The organism is Sphingobacteriales bacterium, assembly GCA_016711285.1.
Taxonomy (GTDB): Bacteria; Bacteroidota; Bacteroidia; order Chitinophagales; family UBA2359; genus JADJTG01.
In genome coordinates this window covers 400,415-418,704 of record JADJTG010000014.1, presented here as the reverse complement: position 1 = coordinate 418,704, position 18,290 = coordinate 400,415, and the positions used below count along the sequence as shown (strand labels likewise).

Sequence of the window (18,290 nt, the reverse complement as noted above, 5' to 3'; positions counted from 1 at the left end):
TTTTTAAAAAAAACTACTTTTTTATCGCATCAAAGTAATATTTCCTTTGCGGATTTCGGGTCTGCCGCGCGGCAATACGGCTTCCACCAAATACACATATACGTCCATTTCTTGCGGCTCGCCTTTATAAGTGCCGTCCCAGCCTGTTTCTAAATTGTCGGTTTCAAAAACTTTTTCACCCCAACGGTTAAAAATTTTCAATACCACACTTTCCAAACCGTAGCCCTGCATTTTGAGCGTATCGTTGAGCATATCGCCATTGGGACTAAAAGCATTTGGCACCCCCAAAGCATATTCATCGCTTACATACAAAGTATCGCAAAAAATATCTTCACATACACTGCCTGCTACATTTACTTTTAAGCACACTACATTGATGCCCACTTGTGTAAATTTATGAATTGGGCTGACTTGTACGGAGGTGTCGCCATCGCCAAAGTCCCAAAAAAAGATACCGTTGGCGGGAGTGCTTTTGTTGGTAAATTGTACTTCCTGATTGACATAAGCCGTATCGGGTACAAAAGTGAAAAAAGCAACCGGCGTAGGCGACACCAACAGTGATTGTTGTACGGTATCGGCGATATTGCAGGTGGTGGAGTCAATGGCGATGAGCTGAATGTTGTAAGTGCCTTCGTTTTCAAAAAAATGACTCACACTTTTTCCTTCCGCACTGCCGCCATCGCTGAAAGTCCACAAATATTGTTGCGCATCGTCCTGAGCAGTAAAAGTGGCATTGTAAGGAGCGCAGCCTTCAGTGGGCGACAAAAACGAAGCATCTGCCATCGGATTTTCGGGAATGGTGAAAGTATAAGCGGCTTCATCGCTGTTGAAACACGGAAAATCGGTGTTGATAACCAGCGAAGCGGTATAAGTGCCAGCCTCTGTGTAGGTATGAGCAGTGGAGTCGCGCTCAAAAGAAAAATTGCCGTCGCCGAAAGTCCAGTAAAGGGTAGGGTAAGAAGAAAGCGAATCCTGAGTGACAGATAAATTATCAAAATTTACGGTATAAGGGTCGCACTTCGCAGGCAACTGATAGCTAAAATCCGTTTGTATAACTTGCGAGCTGTCGGGTACAAATACTTGAGTGGTGATGGTGTCTGCAATGTTGCAAGCATTGGAATCAACGGCAATGAGTGTTACCAAAAAAGTATCGATACTGTTGTAAATATGGGTAGGTGCAACTTCGGTGGAGGTAGTGCCATCGCCCAAATCCCAGAAAAACTGCTGTCCGCGATTGCTCAGATTTTGAAACTGCACCGTAAAAGGCACACAGCCCGTAGGTTGTGGATTGACAAGTGCGGCGGCGTATATGATGTTAGGGTCAAAATTGATTTTTACTGCTCCCAAATTGCAGTTGTCGGAATTGTTGGTAACAGACCACGAGCCGGCAGTGGTCGGAAAATTATCCGTACCCGAACAGCCTGCACATACTGCCTGATAAATGATGCCTTCTTTATTAAAACGGCTCGTGCCGCCATCTACATGCTCGCCACTGCCACTGCCGCCGAAATAAGAGCCATAGAGGAGGTTTTTTGCATTTTCGTCTAACGAAATAAAATACATATCGCTGCCATCGGTGCTGTTTTGTGTGGCATCGCCGGAAAGCGGCATTCCTTGTGTAGTGCCTGTTTCGGGATTGTGGAATATATTGACCTCGCCGCCCCAGCCCGACACATATATCCGCAGACATTCATCTACCAAAAAAGCCGTAGGCGAAATATTGACATCAGTGCTGTTGCTGCTGCCGAAAGTGGTAGAAAAAAGTGTAGCAGTGAGGTTGGTGTTGAATTTATGAATAAATTGTTTGGCATTGGTGTTGCTGAAAACCGAACCGTAAGTGGAGGTTACCTGATAGCTGCCGCGCGTTTGACCAACCGTATAAATATTGTCTTCCTTATCAATTTCTACAAAATAAGCTTGGTCGTAAGCAGTAGTACCCAGAAAAGTGGAATTTAGTAAATTATTGCCATTGCCCGACAGCCGCACCAAAAAACCATCGGCTTGTCCGCCGTTGAAATTGGTATCAAATCCGCTGCTCATCGGAAAATTGCTGCTGCGCGTGCCGCCGCTCACATATACCGAGCCGTCATCGCCGATTTTTAAACCATAAGCAGCATCATCTTCGCTGCCACCCAGATAAGTGCACCACAACAAAGCACTTGCATCTGCATTGAACGCCGCCACTACCGCATCTTGCGCACCGCTTTTATTGCTTTGAAAGGAAAAAGGAGACGTAGGCAAATTATTGGAATTGCTGCAAGTGGCGATATAAATACGATTGTTGGCATCTACGATCACTTCGCCGCGCGAGCGGTCGCCGTAATTATATTCCAAACTCGTAGTGCCGGTGCTGTTCATACCATCGCGGTTGTTGCCGCCAAAGAGCGTAGAACCCACCAAATTATCGCCGTCTTCGCTGAAGATACTGATAAAAATATCGCTTCCCTGCGGATAATCGTAGCCGCCGTTTCCGAAAAAATCCTCAAAAATGGTAACAGGTGCGCCCGCATTAAAAGAAGCGTCATAAGCGGTGGCGGTGGTCGGAAAATTGTTGCTGCCGCTGGTGCCAAATACCACCAACTGCTCATTGTTGTTCACAATTAAGCTATGCGGCATTTCGCCTTCGCTGCCGCCCAAGTAAGTAGAGTACAAAAGCACCGAGCCATCGGAACTGAATTTGGAAATAGCCACATCAAAGCGGTCGCCGCCGGCATCGTTGGCACTGAGGTCGTAAGCACCGACAGTAGTGGGGTAGCCCGCCCCGAAAGCGATACCGCCTGCATACAAATCGCCATCGGCATCGTAGGTGGCGGTGAAGCCCCAGTTGTCGGCAACAGAGCCGGTAAAAGAAGAAAAAATAACTTGCGGGTCAATCACCAAAGGAAATTTTTTGTTGTATTTGCCCGCTATTTCAAAATTTACCACATTGCCGCGCAGCACAAAAGCACAGGGAACTTGTTTTTTTTCTCCTTTGATAACCTGATAAGCGACAGGCTCTTGCTCCACGATTTCATTCACCGAAGTCGTAATTTTGAGTTTGCCGTTTTCAATGCAAATATTGTCTATACCTTCATACAAAAGCTGAATATCGCGAAAATCGCCGCCTTTTTCTACGATAAAATCGTATTTAAGACCAGCACTGTTATTGTTGAAATAAATTTTTGCCTGAATATTTGGATATAAACGCTGATAAGCAACCTGCTCAAACAACGGAACACGGGTTGCCCAGTTTTCTTTGTTGTTTCCTTTAAAATAATTGTGATAAGTCGTCAGCGGCTGCTCTCCCTGAATATTGTTGCTGTTGCTGCCCAAAAAATGAAGGCGGTAGGCGTGTCCTTTTTGGGGTAAGGACTGATGCACAGGAGCGTGCATATCCACTGCCTCCATAAAATTAAATGTCCAACGATTTTTTTCTATAAATAAAGCCCCCTGCGGCACATCGGCGCGATACAGAATATCCGACCGCCATTGTCCTTGATTGGCAACAAAACAGGAAGTAGCAGCACTTGTATCCCAATTTCCCAACAACAAGATTTTCAAGCACCACAAGCAACAATATAGTAATAAATAACGGTGTAATTTATGGGCGTGCATGGAAGAATGAGTAGAGTAAAACAGTATTTTTTTAGATAACTAACGACAGAAATTTTTTTTTGGTATAAAAATAGTTGATTATAAATGAAATAAATAACCGTACTATTATTTTTTTACCTTTTGCGAAGTTACTGCTTTTTTGATACACCACAGTAGGCTTTTGTTGCACATCGCTCAGATGATTTAATATTTTTAACATTTTATTCAAATAATGATATTGTCATAAATCTGTTTTCATTCCGAAAATAATGTAACTTTGTCCTATTATTTTTTTAACATCAACATTTCTTAAAAAAGACATAGAAAAAAATTTTACTGAGTGCCTTGTGTTTTTGCTCAGGTATTGCCGCTTTCGGTCAGTGCAACGAGTTGTTTATTTCGGAGTATGTAGAGGGATATGGCAACAACCGCGCCTTGGAAATTTACAATCCCACCGCCAATCCGGTTGATTTGTCGCAATATTCCGTAGGGCGTTTCAGCAATGGTGCTACCGCTTTTACAGGTATTGCTATTCCGGCGGCTACTTTGGCTCCATATTCGGCATACACTATTGTACTTGATAAGCGCGATGCAGCCGGAACCGGTCTGGAAACTCCCATTTGGAACGGTTATCAAGCAATTGATGCCTGCTTAGACGAACTCACCAACGAGCCGATTCTTGATTCCAATGGCGATACCGTTTATTGTGTGCAATACGATACTTCCGGCGCACCTATCGTAGGTACGGTTTATACTGATTGGTTGGATTTGGAAGGCAGAGGCGATGCCTTTGTATGTCCGGTATATAATACCAACAATGCTATGTATTTTAATGGTGATGATGCCGTAGCTTTAATAAAAGGTACTACCGTAAATAACGATGGCAGCAACCTGTTAGATGTAGTGGGCGTAATCGGAATAGACCCGGGAGAGCAATGGGAAACTGCCGATGGCGTATGGCTCACCAAAGACAAAACTTTGCGCCGCAAAGACAATGTACAAAAAGGAAAACTGTATGTGGCATCAATAGGTGACAACTTCACTGGCGATGAATGGGAAATCTGGGACAAAAATACTTTCACAGGCTTGGGCGAACACGGCTGCACCTGCGACCCTAACTACACCGGTATTGACAATTTCACGAATATCGGCATTGCCATGAACCCGAATCCTGCAATGGACTTCGTGAACATCAGTGCGCCACAAATGATGCTTTCCGTACAGATTATCGGCACCAACGGGCAAGTAGTGATGAACCAAATACTCCATACACAACAGGCGCGTTTGGCATTGAACGATTTGAGTGCGGCTTTATATGTAATAAAAATTAATTTGGAAGACGGCAGAACTGCCACTCAAAAATTATTAGTGCGTTAATCGTTTTTTTTCTTGTTTATAAAAAAATGCGGCTGCCAACGACTCCGAGCGTTCAGCCGCATTTTTTATTACTTTTCTTCCAACTCTATATATTTCATATTCAGCAGATTGAAACCGTTGTCGGGCAATCTTTTTATTTTTTTGGATAAAAAACGCAATACTTCATCATAAAATAAAGGCACTACGGGAGCTTCATATACAATTAAACTATCCATTTTGCGATACAGGCGGCGGCGTATTGTATCGTTGGCTGCTTGCAGGGCTTGTTCGTACAAGGCATCAAAAGCGGCATTGTGAAAGCGGGTATAATTGGGCGGTGCGGGGTTTTTGCTGTAAAAAACGCTCATAAATGTTTCTTCATCGGGATAATCGCCAATCCACGAGGCGCGGAAAAAATTGCTTTCGCCTTTCGCCATTTTTTCGCGCAGATGGGCGGGCGGCAACAATTCAATATGGGTGGTGATACCCACATTAGCCCATTGTTTTTGCATATACACGCACAAATCGGCGTAAGAGGAAGTTGTTTCCAAAGTAATAGGTGGCACTTTGCCGCTGATTGCAGCATCGCGCACCAATTTTTTGGCACGCTCTGGCTGGTAGGTGTAGCCGCTCAACGTGCTGTCGTAGGCGGCGGTGGCATGCGGCAAAAAACCCTGCTCGGCGGCTCTGCCCACCTGATTGCGCAACACGCGCAGCATTTCGCGGCGGTCGATAGCGTAGTTGAGAGCCTGTCGCACCGCACGGATTTGTAGGGGGGAGTGGCTGCCGCTGTCCATTTTTATTCCTAAATATTCGGTGTTGAAATATGGCACGCGGCGCAGCAGAATTTTTTCTTTCCAGCGTTCCTGCAAATTGCCTTCGGGCGTGAGCAATTCATCTTTATAAGAAGCATCAATACCCGACAAATAATCCAAATCGCCTTCAATAAAGCGCAGATAAGCTGTTTTTTTGCTTTCGGTAAAAGAAAAACGAACAGCATCTATATGAGGTAGTGGTATTCCTGCTTTATCTTTTTCCCAGTAATCTTTATTTTTGAGCAAAATCAATGCTTCGTTTTCTTTCCACGCCCTGAAAGCAAATGCGCCGCTGCCAATAGGGTGATGGCGAAAATCTTTGCCGAAATATTGTACAGCTTTTTCGGAAACAATGGAGCAATATTGCATGGTGAGTATGCCTAAGATGGGGCGGAAGGGCTGCAGCAGGCGCAACTGAAAAGTGCTGTCGTTGAGAGCAGTAAAGGGCGCGATGCTGTCTGTTTTTCCGTTGAATACCCACGCACCCGGGGCGGCGAGTTCGGGGCTGATGAGCCGCTTGAAACTGAACACTACATCGTGGGCGGTGAGTACGCGCTCTTCGTCGCTGCCAAAAGCGGGGCAATCGTGAAAACGCACATCGCGGCGCAGGTGGAAGGTGTAAGTGCGCCCGTCTTCGCTGATGTCCCAGCTTTTTGCCACACAGGGTTGCACTTGCGCGTACTCGTCTAATTGCACCAAACCATTGAATACTTGCAGGGCGATATTCATGGTGTTGAGGTCTTTGGCAAAAGCGGGATCTAAGGAATATACGGCAGACGACAAATTCAGGCGAAACACTTTTTGGGGCAGTGGCTTGGCAGGCGCAGCAGGGCGGCACGCCGCAAAAAAAACAGTGAGCAAGCCCGTTGTAATACAAAAACAAAAAAAACGCCCGTACATTATTTTAAGATAGTACATAAAAAGTGTTGATGAAAAAGAGCTAAGTGCCTGACAGTTATATATTTAGATGCTTCGCGGCTTGACAAAGATAGCGTATTTTATCGCCCATATATTCAATAGAATTGCCATTGTTGTTCATTGCCCATATTATCTCCGTATCACCATCATTCAAAATAAAAATGCCGTGTATGATTATACATTATCACAATTATCACATTATGGGCAGTCCCGATCCCTACTACAATGATGATGTCCGTTTTTGTATCTCAAATATACAAGCATTTTTTGGGGAGATAATTTTTCTTTGCTACGCACCACACAAATTTTGTGTGCTGTCGTAAAAAAATAAAACGGCGTAAATTGTAAATGGTATTTGTTTATTCATAAAAAAAACAACAGCAAAATATACACAAACGCGTTGTACTCAGGGTATAAAAATAAATATTTTAAAACAGTGTTAAAAAAATAGAAAGATGAATAAAAACTTTTATTTCAAAACACTGTTTAGCAAGGAAAGTATTCCAATTCATCATTGTATTATCGTTTATTGAATGACTGCTTCCAAAGTCGCCATTATCGGCTCCGGTTTTTCTGCTTTATCTGCTGCCTGCTATTTGGCAAAAGCAGGATATACTGTGGAAATTTTTGAAAAAAACACACAATTCGGAGGGCGGGCGCGGCAGTTGAAAAAAGATGGCTTTACATTTGACATAGGACCCACTTTTTATTGGATGCCTGATGTATTTGATGACTTTTTTGCCGATTTTAGCAAAAAAACTTCAGATTATTACCAACTTCACCGCCTCAATCCTTCTTATGAAGTGTATTTCGGCGAGGGTGAGCAAATCCGTATTGCCGACAACCTGCCGGAGATTCAGGCAACTTTTGAAGCGAAAGAAAAAGGAAGCGCAGCCCGTTTGCAGCGGTTCTTGAGTCAGGCAAAAGACAATTATGATATTGCCATCAAAGATTTGGTGTATCAGCCCGGTGAGCATCTTTTTGAAATCATCAATACCAAAACTGCCGCAAAATTGGGGCTTTTTGTGCGCAGTGTTCAGGGGCAGGTGCGCTCGCAATTCCGTCATGAGCAATTAAGGAAGGTGTTGGAATTTCCGGTACTTTTTCTCGGCGCAAAACCCTCCGATACGCCCGCTTTTTACAATTTTATGAATTACGCCGACTTTGTGCTGGGCACTTGGCATCCGCAGGGTGGTATGTATCAGGTGGTAGAGGCTTTGTTGGCGTTGGCGCGTTCTTTGGGTGTAGTATTGCACGCAGATGCACCCGTTTCCAAAATAGCAACACAAAACCGCCGCGCGCTTGGTATTGAAAGTCAGGGGCATTTTTATCCTTGCGATATTGTATTGAGCGGAGCCGATTATCATCATACCGAACAATTATTGCCCGCCGATTTGCGGCAATATTCGGAGCAATATTGGAACAAAAGAACCTTTGCGCCTTCGGCTTTGCTGTTTTTTGTGGGATTTAGTGAAAAATTGCAAAATGTGGCGCATCATACCTTGTTTTTTGATACCGATTTTGAGGCGCACGCCGCCTGTATTTACGATACACCTGCCCCGCCTTCCGAGCCTCTGTTTTATGCGAGTTTTCCGAGTAAAAGCGATGCCACTTGTGCGCCGCCGCATCAAGAAGCAGGTATTTTTTTGATACCCTTAGCTCCTGCACTTCCCGATTCGGAGGCTTTGAGGCAGCAATATTTTGACAAAATAATGGAACGCCTGCAAGAAAAAACACAACAAAATGTACGCGACCTGATTTTGTTCAGCCAGTCGTATGGAGTCAATGATTTTGTACAGGATTATCATTCCTACAAAGGCAATGCTTACGGATTGGCGAATACTTTGTTGCAAACACATTTTTTACGACCAAAATTAAAAAGCAAAAAAGTAGAGAACCTATATTTTACCGGACAACTCACCGTGCCCGGACCAGGCGTGCCGCCAAGTTTGATTTCTGGAAAAATAGTCAGCGACCTTATTTGTAAATACCATGAAATCTTTGTTTGATACCTCCGGCTTGCAATGCTGTAAATTAGTGACACACACCTACAGCACCTCTTTTTCGTTGGGCATACGGCTGCTGCACCCCGATGTGCGTCCGGCTATTTATGCTATTTATGGTTTTGTGCGCTATGCCGACGAAATTGTGGATACTTTTTTGGAATACGAGCAGGCAACTTTGTTGGAAGAATTTGTGCAGGATTATCACAAAGCATTAGAGCGTGGTATCAGCCTCAATCCCATTCTCAATACATTTCAGGCAGTGGTGCAACAATACGGCTTATATCATTTGGTTGATTCTTTTTTGGAAAGTATGCGCATGGATTTGTATAAAAATGATTACCAAAGCAGTGAGGAATATGAGCGATATATTTACGGCTCGGCTGATGTGGTAGGGCTGATGTGTTTGAAGGCTTTTGTAAAAGGTGATGAGACTGCTTACCAACAGCTGCGTCCCTATGCGATGCGCTTGGGGTCGGCATTTCAGAAGGTGAATTTTTTGCGCGACATCAAAGATGATTACGAAATGCTGAGTCGTTCTTATTTTCCGAATTTACAACAAAACCAATTAGATGAACATAACAAAGCCGACATTATTCGCGATATAGAAAATGATTTTAAAGAAGCCTACAAAGGCATTATAAGATTGCCGGCGGAGGCGCGTTTGGGCGTATATGTGGCATATCGTTATTATTTAAAATTGCTGTATCAATTACAAAAAAAGCCTGCCCAACAAATCCTGCGGCAACGTGTTCGCGTTTCCAATCCCCATAAAATGCTCATTTTGTGCCATTCTTATTTGCGCTATAAAGCCAATTTTTTGTAACTTTAAACTTCTGTTTTTTTTTGAGTTGTAACCGAATTTTACATATATGATGGAGTATCTTCTTTATTTTTTTGTCACGTTGTTCACCTTTGTTGTGATGGAAGGCATTATTTGGTGTACGCATAAATATGTGATGCACGGTTTTTTGTGGTATTTGCACGAAGAACAACACAAACTCGGCTATCCGCCTATTTTTGAAAAAAATGATGCTTTTTTTATCATTTTCGCCATACCCAGTATTGTGTTGTTTTATTATGGCGTGCAGCCTTCGCTCAATTATTTGTTTTTTATCGGGCTTGGTATTTTGTGCTATGGCGCAGCTTATTTTTTAGTGCATGATGTGTTGATTCATCAGCGTTTCAAATGGTTTAAACGAATAAAAAACCCTTATTTGATTGGCTTGCGCAAAGCACACAAAGTGCATCATAAGCATTTGGATAAAGAAGACGGCGAATGTTTTGGTATGCTGAATGTGCCGCGCAAATATTTCAAACAAGCGCAGGGGATTTCGTGATAATGAAAGCATTTACCTACCTCGCCATTGATATAGCCTGTATTGTATTTCCGCTGCTGTTCAGTTTTCACCCGAAGTTTCCTTTTTATCGCCATTGGCGGCAGTTTTTTGCGGCAAATATGGCAGTGGCACTGTTTTTTTTGCTATGGGATATGCTTTTTACATACTTAGGTGTGTGGGGGTTTAATCCTGATTATTTGCTGGGTTGGTATGTATTCAATTTGCCCTTGGAAGAGGTGCTTTTTTTTGTATGTATTCCCTTATGCCTGTGTGTTCAGCTACTATGCCATCAGTCGCTTTGTGCCGATGCGTGCCGAATATTCGTGGCATCGTTGGGTGACAGCGGCTCTGTTGCTCATTACAGTGTTCGGGGCGATTCTATATTTTCCTAAACTTTACACCACGTCCACCTGTGTTTTGGTGGCTTTGCTGTTGTGGTGGGTATGGCGGCAACGCATCAATATGGGTGGTGTTTATCTGGCGTATTTGTTTGTATTTCCGTTTTTTCTGGCGAGCAACGGTATGCTCACCGGCTCCGGCTTGGAGGCTCCTGTCGTGTGGTACAACGATGTCGAAAACATCGGATTACGGCTGCGCACCATTCCCATAGAAGATACACTTTATGGTTTTTTAATGATAGCCCTGAATATTTTGCTGAGTTTTTATGATCATCTGAAAAAATAGAAAAATGTGAGATATTTAAAGAATCATTGCGTTGAAATTGCTGGAAGAATGTTTTTTTTATCATTTTATTGCTCCCCCCACAATACGCGCACTGCTCCCGAAGCATCGCTAAAAAACACTAAAAAATCGCTGCCACCTTCTTTGATACGGTGCTTTTTGCAAATTTGTTCGTTGGTGAGCGGCGCATTTTTTACAATAATATTCGCCTGTTGTATTGCCTGATTTTGTAATAGTTGCGGCAGTTCTTTATAAGTAAGGTGCATTTTTACATGCAAAACAATGCCCATAAAACCCTCCACCGGCGTTTCGCTGCTGTAAAGGTGCGTAAAAGGCGCAATTTTATGAATACCGTAGTGCCGTGCAATACCTCCGAAGTCGCCGCTTTTCATCAGTGCGGGAGCCGGAATATATGCAAATGCCGACAATTCACCGTAGGGCGGCGGCTCGTTGTTTCTCCATTGCAAAGGCACTTGTTTTCCTTCTAATGCCACCGCCCGCAAGCGTAGGGGAGTAGCAGCCTTGTCGTTTTGTTCAAAATCCAGCACAAACAGCAACTCGCGCACTTCCTGCTTCCATTGTATAATATGCACTTCGCAGGTGTGGGGCAGCAAAGAGAGTGCCTGTGAAATATCTAAAAAAGGGGCGGTTTTGAGCAACAAACGGCGGCAGCGTTGTTGCAATACAGGTAGCAGTAGCGGCACATTCGGCGAGCAATGCCGCAAATCCACCACGCGCTTGCCGGTATCATTGCGGCGGGCGGGGTCTAAATAAATACAATCCCATTGCAAAGAAGGGTGGGTTGTGAGAAAATCCTCTAAAGTGCTGTGATGTACGCCGATATGCGGAGTATTTAATATCGTTTTATTATACTCCAGCAATTCGCACAAAAAAGCATCTTGCTCTACATAATCAATATGGCTTGCTGTTTGCGCGGCATAATAAGCATCAATGCCCATACCGCCACTGCCGTCCAATACTTTTCCGTACAGCAAAGCACTTTTATAAGCTGCTGCTTTTTCGGAAGAGGCTTGCTCTGCCGATACTTTTTTAGGAAAAAGCAATTGCAGGTTTTCTGCCCAAGTTGGGAATTTTGCGGCAAATTTTTGTCGCAAATGAATCTGTTCGGCGATGAGTTGTTTGTGCGGCTGCATTTGCAGGGCAGCACTTAACAGGAGTTGGTGCGGCTCGGCGTGGCGATATTCTGCAATCAGGGGCAGCACTTGGCATAAGTCGGCGATGCTTGTCATTTATTTTGCTATCCAAGAGAGGAGGGCAAAAGTAAGCAAAAATACCGCTACATTTGTAGCGCAACACAACAAACGTTTATATTCAGCATCGTGTTCAATACATTTGGTACTCTTTTTCGCATCACTACTTTTGGCGAGTCGCACGGCGCGGGCATCGGTGTGGTGATAGACGGCTGTCCGGCGGGTTTGTATATAGATACAGATTTTTTGCAAGCCGAACTCAACCGCCGCCGCCCTGCTCAATCGGCATTGGTGAGCCAACGCAAAGAAAGCGACCGTTTTCAGATATTGGCAGGGATATATGAAGGAAAAAGTACGGGCGCGCCGCTTGCTTTTTTTATCGCCAACGAAAACGCCCGCCCGCAAGACTACGAACATCTGCAAGCGGCTTTTCGTCCTTCGCACGCCGATTTTACCTATCAGCACAAATATGGCATACGCGACCCGCGCGGCGGCGGACGCTCCTCTGCCCGCGAAACGGCGGCGCGTGTGCTGGGTGGTGCTGTTGCCAAATTATTGCTGAAAAATGCGGGTGTAGAGATAGCGGCGTGGGTGGCACAAGTGGGGGCATTGCACTACAATTTGAACGATGATTTGTGTTTGCCGCAGTCGGCTTCGGTGTGGCGCGATGCGCAGGGGCGGTGGAAGATGGGGGTGTTCAGGGCGGCAATAGCAAGTAATGCGGTGCGTTGCCCCGATGCGGAGCAGGCGGCGGCAATGGAGGCACTGATACGCGAAGTGCGCAAAGCGGGCGATACAGTGGGCGGGGTGGTGCAGTGTTTGGCGGCAAATGTTCCGGCAGGTTGGGGCGAGCCGATGTATGATAAGTTACAGGCGCGTTTGGCGGCGGCGATGTTGGGTATTCACGCAGTGAAAGGCTTTGATTATGGCAGCGGCTTTGCAGGGGCAGCGATGCGCGGCTCGCAACACAACGATATATTTGAAATGAAAGAAGGGCGGGTAACCACGCACAGCAATTTTTCGGGCGGGGTGCAAGGTGGTATCAGCAATGGGGCGGAGTTGCATTTTCGGGTGGCATTTAAGCCGGTGGCTACGCTGATGCGCCCGCAGCCCACTGTGAATACGGCGGGCGAAGCGATAATATTGGAGGGCAAAGGTAGGCACGACCCTTGTGTGTTGCCGCGAGCCGTGCCGGTGGTAGAGGCAATGACGGCGTTGGTATTGGCAGATTTTTATTTGCTGGCGAAACGGCAGTAGGTTTTTATACCAAAATAATTTTTACTGCTGTATATAGCAAAAAGACGAAACACAGATGAAACGGATTCAACAGATAATCGCCGATTTTTTATCGGTGAAAATTCGCTCAATTCGTTAAATCTGTGTTCAAAGATATAGCATTTCAGCAGTAAGATACGCAAGGTACACCTGCTTTTTATCTGATGTTAGTATAAAAATAATTGCTCTATTTTTTCTTTACTCTTTCTTTAAGTAACGCTCAACTTTTCAACAGTTTTTTGGCTTGCTCAATCCATTGTTCGTGTTCGGCTTTTTCGGTAATACCTTTTTCTTTCTTCTCTAATTCATTCCATTGCTGCTTTTTCATTTTTATTAAAGCATCTAAGGTCGTAATTCCGATTTCTTTCAGATAGGTATCATACACTTTTCCGATGCCTTTGATGTCGATGATTTGCAGCGTTTTGGGCTGTTTTGGTTTTGCCGTTTTGGGTTGGGTGGCTTGTTCGGTGGGTGGTGCGGCGGCGAGTTGTGTTCTTTTTTCGCGGTGAGCAGCGGCGCGGCGCACTTTTTCGGCGGCGGGCGGTGTTACGTCTGCTTCGGGGGCATTTTGCCAAGTGCCTCCTGCTTGTGTCTTTTTATCATTTACCGTAATCTCCAAATCTGCCAGCGCATTCATATAATAAATGTAGCCTTCGTATGCCGAAGAGTAGGGACTGAAATACTCATTGACAGTAGTGCCGCCCCAGGGTTTGGTGCAGATATAATAAAAGTGGTCGGAGGTTTGCAGCTTGCCCCACACGTGCAATAAATCCTGATCGCCGGAGGCTTTTACATCATACTCCATACTGTACAATTTGGTAAGGGCTTCGTCTTGCATGGCGTTGCCGTTCCACGAGGAGAGGTCGCGCTGGGCATCAGACCACGAAATGGGGTACAAAATATCATAAATGCCTTTTACACGGTAGTCGCTTGCCACTTCCGACACGGTTTTAAAATCCACATTGCCGTATTTGAGGGCGTGGCGCGGCAGCCACAGCAAGAAATCAAAAATACCGGTTTCTTTTTTCAGATGCTCGCCGATGGTTTCGTAATCCATAAAAATATTCACCACATCGCCTTGCGCTTCGGCGAGCCATTGGGCATATTTTTCGGCGGTGAGTGGGTGGTGCTGCCATTGGGTATCACAAAAACGGAAGCAAATATCGTCCGTGAGTTTGTGGTTGCGCAGGAGCAGCTTCACTTTTTCGGCTCCGGGAGCTTTGTAGAGCATATTCGGATTTCTGCCGTTCAGGTGCCAATCTACGCCTTCGGTGAGCACACCCACATAGCCCAAATCTTCGGCGAGGTTGGAGATACGGTTGGCATAAATAAGTTCGGTATTGCGCAGCACTTTGGGTTTGATGCCGAAATGCTCCATCATTTTATTTTCGTGCAATTTAATTTGGCGCACAAATTCATCAACGGAATACTCCGAAGCCAAAGAATGGTAGTACGTTTCGGCGCAGAGGTCAACGCCGCCACTCGCCACCAATTTTTTAAAAGACTCCAGCACATCGGGGCGGTGGTTTTCCATTTGCTCAATAAGAGTGCCGCTCAACGACAGCGAAAAACGAAATGCTCCGCCGTGTTCTTCAATCATCTGCAACATACGCTCGTTGAGGGGCAGGTAGCAGGTTTCGGAAACGACATCTAAATAATGTTTATTCAGATGGTCGTCTTCATAAAAATGGTCGTAGCCAATATCAAAAAAAGTATAAGGTTTGAGGCGATTGGGTTGGTGGGCACGAAAATGAAAACAAATGGAAGCCATAATAGCAGCGCAACTTTTTGTGGTTGAAATATGAATAGATAAAAGACGCTTTAAAAATAGGTGTTTTTTTATAAAATGCAATCGGTATCAAAAAATATTAAAAATTTAATGTGCCGAAATCTACTTGTCCTTGGGTGGCAGGCTGTTTTTGATGTTCAATTACCGTTCAAAATGGTGTATTAAGATGCAGCGTTGTTCTTTTTTAACAAGAAAATCTTTTTTATCCATCGTGCAGGATAGAGTATATAAAGAATACATGTAATTTTGTGGCAGTATGTCGCTTTAATTTGTTAATGCAGTATGGATACACAAAAAATAGAATTAGAAATTGACCGCCTTTCTCAAAGCCTTACGCAAATGCAGTCGTATGCGGTGGTATTGAGCGAAGTGGAAGGCAGGCGGCGTTTGCCGGTGGTCATTGGGGCTGCCGAAGCCCAGTCTATTGCTATGTCAATGGAAAAAATGTCGCCTTCGCGCCCTTTAACACACGACCTGATGAAAAATGTATTGCAGGAGTTTGGGATAGAACTCAAAGAAGTAATTATCAATAATTTGTTAGACGGCGTTTTTTACGCTCAATTGGTATGCAAAACCAACAATACCTTGCATTATATTGATTCGCGCACTTCCGATGCCTTGGCGTTGGCGGTTCGTTTTCGTTGTCCTATTTATACCTACGAGTCTATTTTGGAGTCGGCGGGTATTACCTTAGAAGGTCAGGGTATGGCAGAAGAAGCCCGCCCTGCCGCAGAAAGCAACCCGCGCAGCAGCATCGACGAGTCGCGTTTGGAGAGCCTCTCCGAAGACCGCCTGCAAGAACTCTTGGAAAAATACCTCAATGAAGAAGCCTACGAGCAAGCCGCCCGTGTGCGCGACGAACTCCACCGCCGCAAAGACGACCGTTGAGTATTTTTTTTACGACATTCAATACAAAATCCGCTAACTACAACTCCGGCACAGGCGCACTGCACCGGAGTTTTTTTTATCGTTTTTTTTAAAAAAACAGACTGTTTTTGCCGAACTGCCGACAATGCCGAGTCATAAAAAAACCTTTTTTTTCATTATTATACTACTAAGGGCTACAAATGCAAAATAAATAGCTATCTTTTGCCTTAAATTATAACATTTTATTTTTTTTAGTATATTATGATGGATATTTTACGCGGTTTTTTGGGCATTGGTGTGCTCACTGCTATTTGCTACTTATTCAGCAACAATCGCCGAGCCATTGACTGGAAATTGGTAGGAGTGGGATTAACGATGCAGTTGATTTTTGCTTTGCTGATTTTGAAAGTGGGTTTTGTACACGATATATTTGATTTTCTTTCGCGGACTTTCGTGAAGCTGATAGATGTATCGCATGCCGGCACCGACTTTTTGTTTGGCGAAATGGCGAAAGTAAAAGAACCTTGGCTGTATGTGTTTGCTATTCAGGTATTGCCGAGTATTATTTTCTTTTCGGCTTTGTCGTCTTTGCTGTATTATTTGGGCGTATTGCAAAAAATTGTATATTTCTTTGCGTGGCTCTTGAGCAAAACGATGAATCAGATTTCAGGCTCCGAGTCGGTATCTACTGCCGCCAATATCTTTTTGGGACAAACAGAAGCCCCTTTGATGATACGCCCTTATCTGAGTGCGCTCACACGCTCCGAAGTATTGTGCATTATGGTAGGCGGTATGGCAAATACTGCGGGCAGCGTATTGGCGGCGTATGTGGGTTTTTTGGGCGGTGCCGACCCCGCTTCGCGCAATTTTTTCGCCCTGCACATGTTGTCGCAATCTATTATGTCGGCACCCGCAGCCATTGTTGCTGCCAAAATATTATATCCCCAAACCGACAATGAGCAGGTGAATAAAGACCTGAGCATTTCAAAAGAAAAAATAGGCAACAACGTATTAGATGCCATTGCCAACGGCACCACAGACGGCTTGAAATTGGCGGTAAATGTGGCGGCGATGCTCATTGTATTTATTGCACTGATGGCGGTACTGAACTACTCAATGGAAAAAATCGGCTACTGGACACACCTCAACGACTGGATAGCTGCTATATCCGATGGTCGCTATCAGGTATTTAATCTCAAAACCATTTTCGGCTATCTGTTTGCTCCTTTGGCGTGGCTTATCGGGGTCAATAGTGTAGATATTTTATCAATGGGGCAGCTCTTGGGCGAAAAAACCATCATCAACGAATTTGTGGCGTATATGTCGCTGGGCAGTATGAAAGCCGCCAATACCATTGTAGAAGAAAAAACCTTGGTAATGGCAACTTATGCTTTGTGCGGCTTCGCCAATTTTTCGTCTATCGGTATTCAAATCGGCGGCATCGGCACTTTAGCCCCCAACCAGCGCGACAATCTTTCTTCCTTGGGCATCAAAGCACTGTTGGGCGGCACTATCGCTTGCTTATATACTGCCACCATTGCAGGTATGTTGTATATTTTGTAATGATAGCCCCTTCCTGATAATTTTTGACCAAATTGGTCAAATACTTCAATCAGGAGTGATAGTACAATCCTTTGCCACAGGCTTCAACGTGCCACAGATTAGGCTCTGACAAAGTCCCGACTTTGCCGGAAGGAGCAAATTGCAGGTGTATAGGAGCAAATTGCACCCTTTGACCCTCGGTGTTGGGGTGCATACCTGCAACGTCCTCGCTTTGACCTGCAATTTCCTCGCTTTGACCCTCGGCGTTGTGGGTGCATACCTGCAACGTCCTCGCTTTGACGTGCAATTTCCTCGCTTTGGCCCTCGGCGTTGTGGGTGCATACCTGCAACGTCCTCGCTTTGACCTGCAATTTCCTCGCTTTGACCCTCGGCGTTGTGGGTGCATACCTGCAACGTCCTCGGTTTGACCTGCAATTTCCTCCCTTTGACCTGCAACGTCCTCGCTTTGACCTGCAAGGTCCTCGCTTTGACCCTCGCCGCCCTCGCTTTTACCCTCGCCGTCCTCGCTTTGACCCTCGCCGCCCTCGCTTTGACCCTCGCCGTCCTCGCTTTGACCCTCGCCGTCCTCGCTTTGACCCTCGCCGTCCTCGCTTTTTACCCTCGCCGTCCTCGCTTTTTACCCTCGCCGTCCTCGCTTTTACCCTCGCCGTCCTCGCTTTGACCTGCAAGGTCCTCGCTTTGACCCTCGCTGTCCTCGCTTTTACCCTCGCCGTCCTCCCTTCAACCCTCGCCGTCCTCCCTTCAACCCTCGCCGCCCTCGCTTTTACCCTCGCCGCCCTCGCTTTTACCCTCGCCGCCCTCGCTTTTACCCTCGCCGCCCTCGCTTTTACCCTCGCCGCCCTCGCTTTTACCCTCGCCGCCCTCACTTTTACCCTCGCTGCCCTCACTTTACCCTCGCC

At 45.3% G+C, this 18,290-nt stretch carries 13 protein-coding genes; 8 read left to right on the top strand and 5 right to left on the bottom strand.

From position 1 onward, the window contains the following. Positions 1-21: 21 nt before the first annotated feature. A complete protein-coding gene (locus IPL35_14485; GenBank protein MBK8444535.1) occupies positions 22-3,525 on the bottom strand; it encodes a gliding motility-associated C-terminal domain-containing protein in 3,504 nt (1,167 codons plus the stop codon). Positions 3,526-3,918: 393 nt separating this feature from the next. On the opposite strand from IPL35_14485, the gene IPL35_14480 reads away from it, so the two are divergent. Further along, positions 3,919-4,950, top strand: a complete 1,032-nt coding sequence (locus IPL35_14480; protein MBK8444534.1) for a lamin tail domain-containing protein — start codon at positions 3,919-3,921, stop codon at positions 4,948-4,950. Between the two features lie 68 nt (positions 4,951-5,018). Here IPL35_14480 and IPL35_14475 read toward each other — a convergent pair whose 3' ends face one another. Further along, entirely contained in the window at positions 5,019-6,644 is a 1,626-nt protein-coding gene (locus IPL35_14475) for an ABC transporter substrate-binding protein (GenBank protein MBK8444533.1), read from the bottom strand. 551 nt (positions 6,645-7,195) lie between these two features. On the opposite strand from IPL35_14475, the gene crtI reads away from it, so the two are divergent. From crtI to IPL35_14455, 4 genes are all read left to right on the top strand, one after another. After that, positions 7,196-8,671, top strand: coding sequence for a phytoene desaturase (gene crtI / locus IPL35_14470; protein MBK8444532.1), 1,476 nt, complete (start codon positions 7,196-7,198; stop codon positions 8,669-8,671). Continuing rightward, positions 8,655-9,491 (top strand): phytoene/squalene synthase family protein, encoded by an 837-nt coding sequence (locus IPL35_14465; GenBank protein ID MBK8444531.1) that lies wholly within the window; start codon positions 8,655-8,657, stop codon positions 9,489-9,491. The genes crtI and IPL35_14465 overlap by 17 nt, the downstream gene beginning before the upstream one ends. 49 nt (positions 9,492-9,540) lie before the next feature. Further along, entirely contained in the window at positions 9,541-10,005 is a 465-nt protein-coding gene (locus tag IPL35_14460) for a sterol desaturase family protein (GenBank protein MBK8444530.1), read from the top strand. A gap of 270 nt (positions 10,006-10,275) precedes the next feature. Then, positions 10,276-10,689, top strand: coding sequence for a lycopene cyclase domain-containing protein (locus IPL35_14455; protein ID MBK8444529.1), 414 nt, complete (start codon positions 10,276-10,278; stop codon positions 10,687-10,689). A gap of 65 nt (positions 10,690-10,754) precedes the next feature. Here the strand turns inward: IPL35_14455 and IPL35_14450 are convergent, their stop codons facing one another. After that, complete coding sequence (locus IPL35_14450; protein MBK8444528.1) at positions 10,755-11,936, bottom strand: hypothetical protein; 1,182 nt, start codon at positions 11,934-11,936, stop codon at positions 10,755-10,757. 90 nt (positions 11,937-12,026) lie between these two features. On the opposite strand from IPL35_14450, the gene aroC reads away from it, so the two are divergent. Next, positions 12,027-13,154 carry a chorismate synthase gene (gene aroC / locus IPL35_14445; protein MBK8444527.1) on the top strand — a complete coding sequence of 376 codons (1,128 nt, stop codon included), beginning with the start codon at positions 12,027-12,029 and terminating at the stop codon, positions 13,152-13,154. 238 nt (positions 13,155-13,392) lie between these two features. On the opposite strand, the gene IPL35_14440 is transcribed toward aroC, so the two are convergent. Next, positions 13,393-14,943: an alpha-amylase gene (locus tag IPL35_14440; protein ID MBK8444526.1), complete on the bottom strand. Its 1,551-nt coding sequence runs from the start codon at positions 14,941-14,943 to the stop codon at positions 13,393-13,395. Positions 14,944-15,243: 300 nt separating this feature from the next. Between IPL35_14440 and IPL35_14435 the strand changes: the two genes are divergently transcribed. Next, complete coding sequence (locus IPL35_14435; GenBank protein ID MBK8444525.1) at positions 15,244-15,849, top strand: bifunctional nuclease family protein; 606 nt, start codon at positions 15,244-15,246, stop codon at positions 15,847-15,849. Positions 15,850-16,089: 240 nt separating this feature from the next. Further along, the gene (locus IPL35_14430; protein MBK8444524.1) at positions 16,090-17,391 is read left to right on the top strand and encodes a NupC/NupG family nucleoside CNT transporter; all 1,302 of its coding nucleotides are present in this window, start codon (positions 16,090-16,092) and stop codon (positions 17,389-17,391) included. A 49-nt stretch (positions 17,392-17,440) separates the two neighbouring features. On the opposite strand, the gene IPL35_14425 is transcribed toward IPL35_14430, so the two are convergent. Further along, positions 17,441-17,677 carry a hypothetical protein gene (locus IPL35_14425; protein MBK8444523.1) on the bottom strand — a complete coding sequence of 79 codons (237 nt, stop codon included), beginning with the start codon at positions 17,675-17,677 and terminating at the stop codon, positions 17,441-17,443. Positions 17,678-18,290 lie beyond the last annotated feature (613 nt).

Coding starts and splice junctions, on each gene's coding strand:
- IPL35_14475 (MBK8444533.1), bottom strand. CDS start 6,644: ATGTACGGGCGTTTTTTTTGTTTTTGTATTACAACGGGCTTGCTCACT.
- crtI (MBK8444532.1), top strand. CDS start 7,196: ATGACTGCTTCCAAAGTCGCCATTATCGGCTCCGGTTTTTCTGCTTTA.
- IPL35_14465 (MBK8444531.1), top strand. CDS start 8,655: ATGAAATCTTTGTTTGATACCTCCGGCTTGCAATGCTGTAAATTAGTG.
- IPL35_14460 (MBK8444530.1), top strand. CDS start 9,541: ATGGAGTATCTTCTTTATTTTTTTGTCACGTTGTTCACCTTTGTTGTG.
- IPL35_14450 (MBK8444528.1), bottom strand. CDS start 11,936: ATGACAAGCATCGCCGACTTATGCCAAGTGCTGCCCCTGATTGCAGAA.
- IPL35_14440 (MBK8444526.1), bottom strand. CDS start 14,943: ATGGCTTCCATTTGTTTTCATTTTCGTGCCCACCAACCCAATCGCCTC.
- IPL35_14435 (MBK8444525.1), top strand. CDS start 15,244: ATGGATACACAAAAAATAGAATTAGAAATTGACCGCCTTTCTCAAAGC.
- IPL35_14430 (MBK8444524.1), top strand. CDS start 16,090: ATGATGGATATTTTACGCGGTTTTTTGGGCATTGGTGTGCTCACTGCT.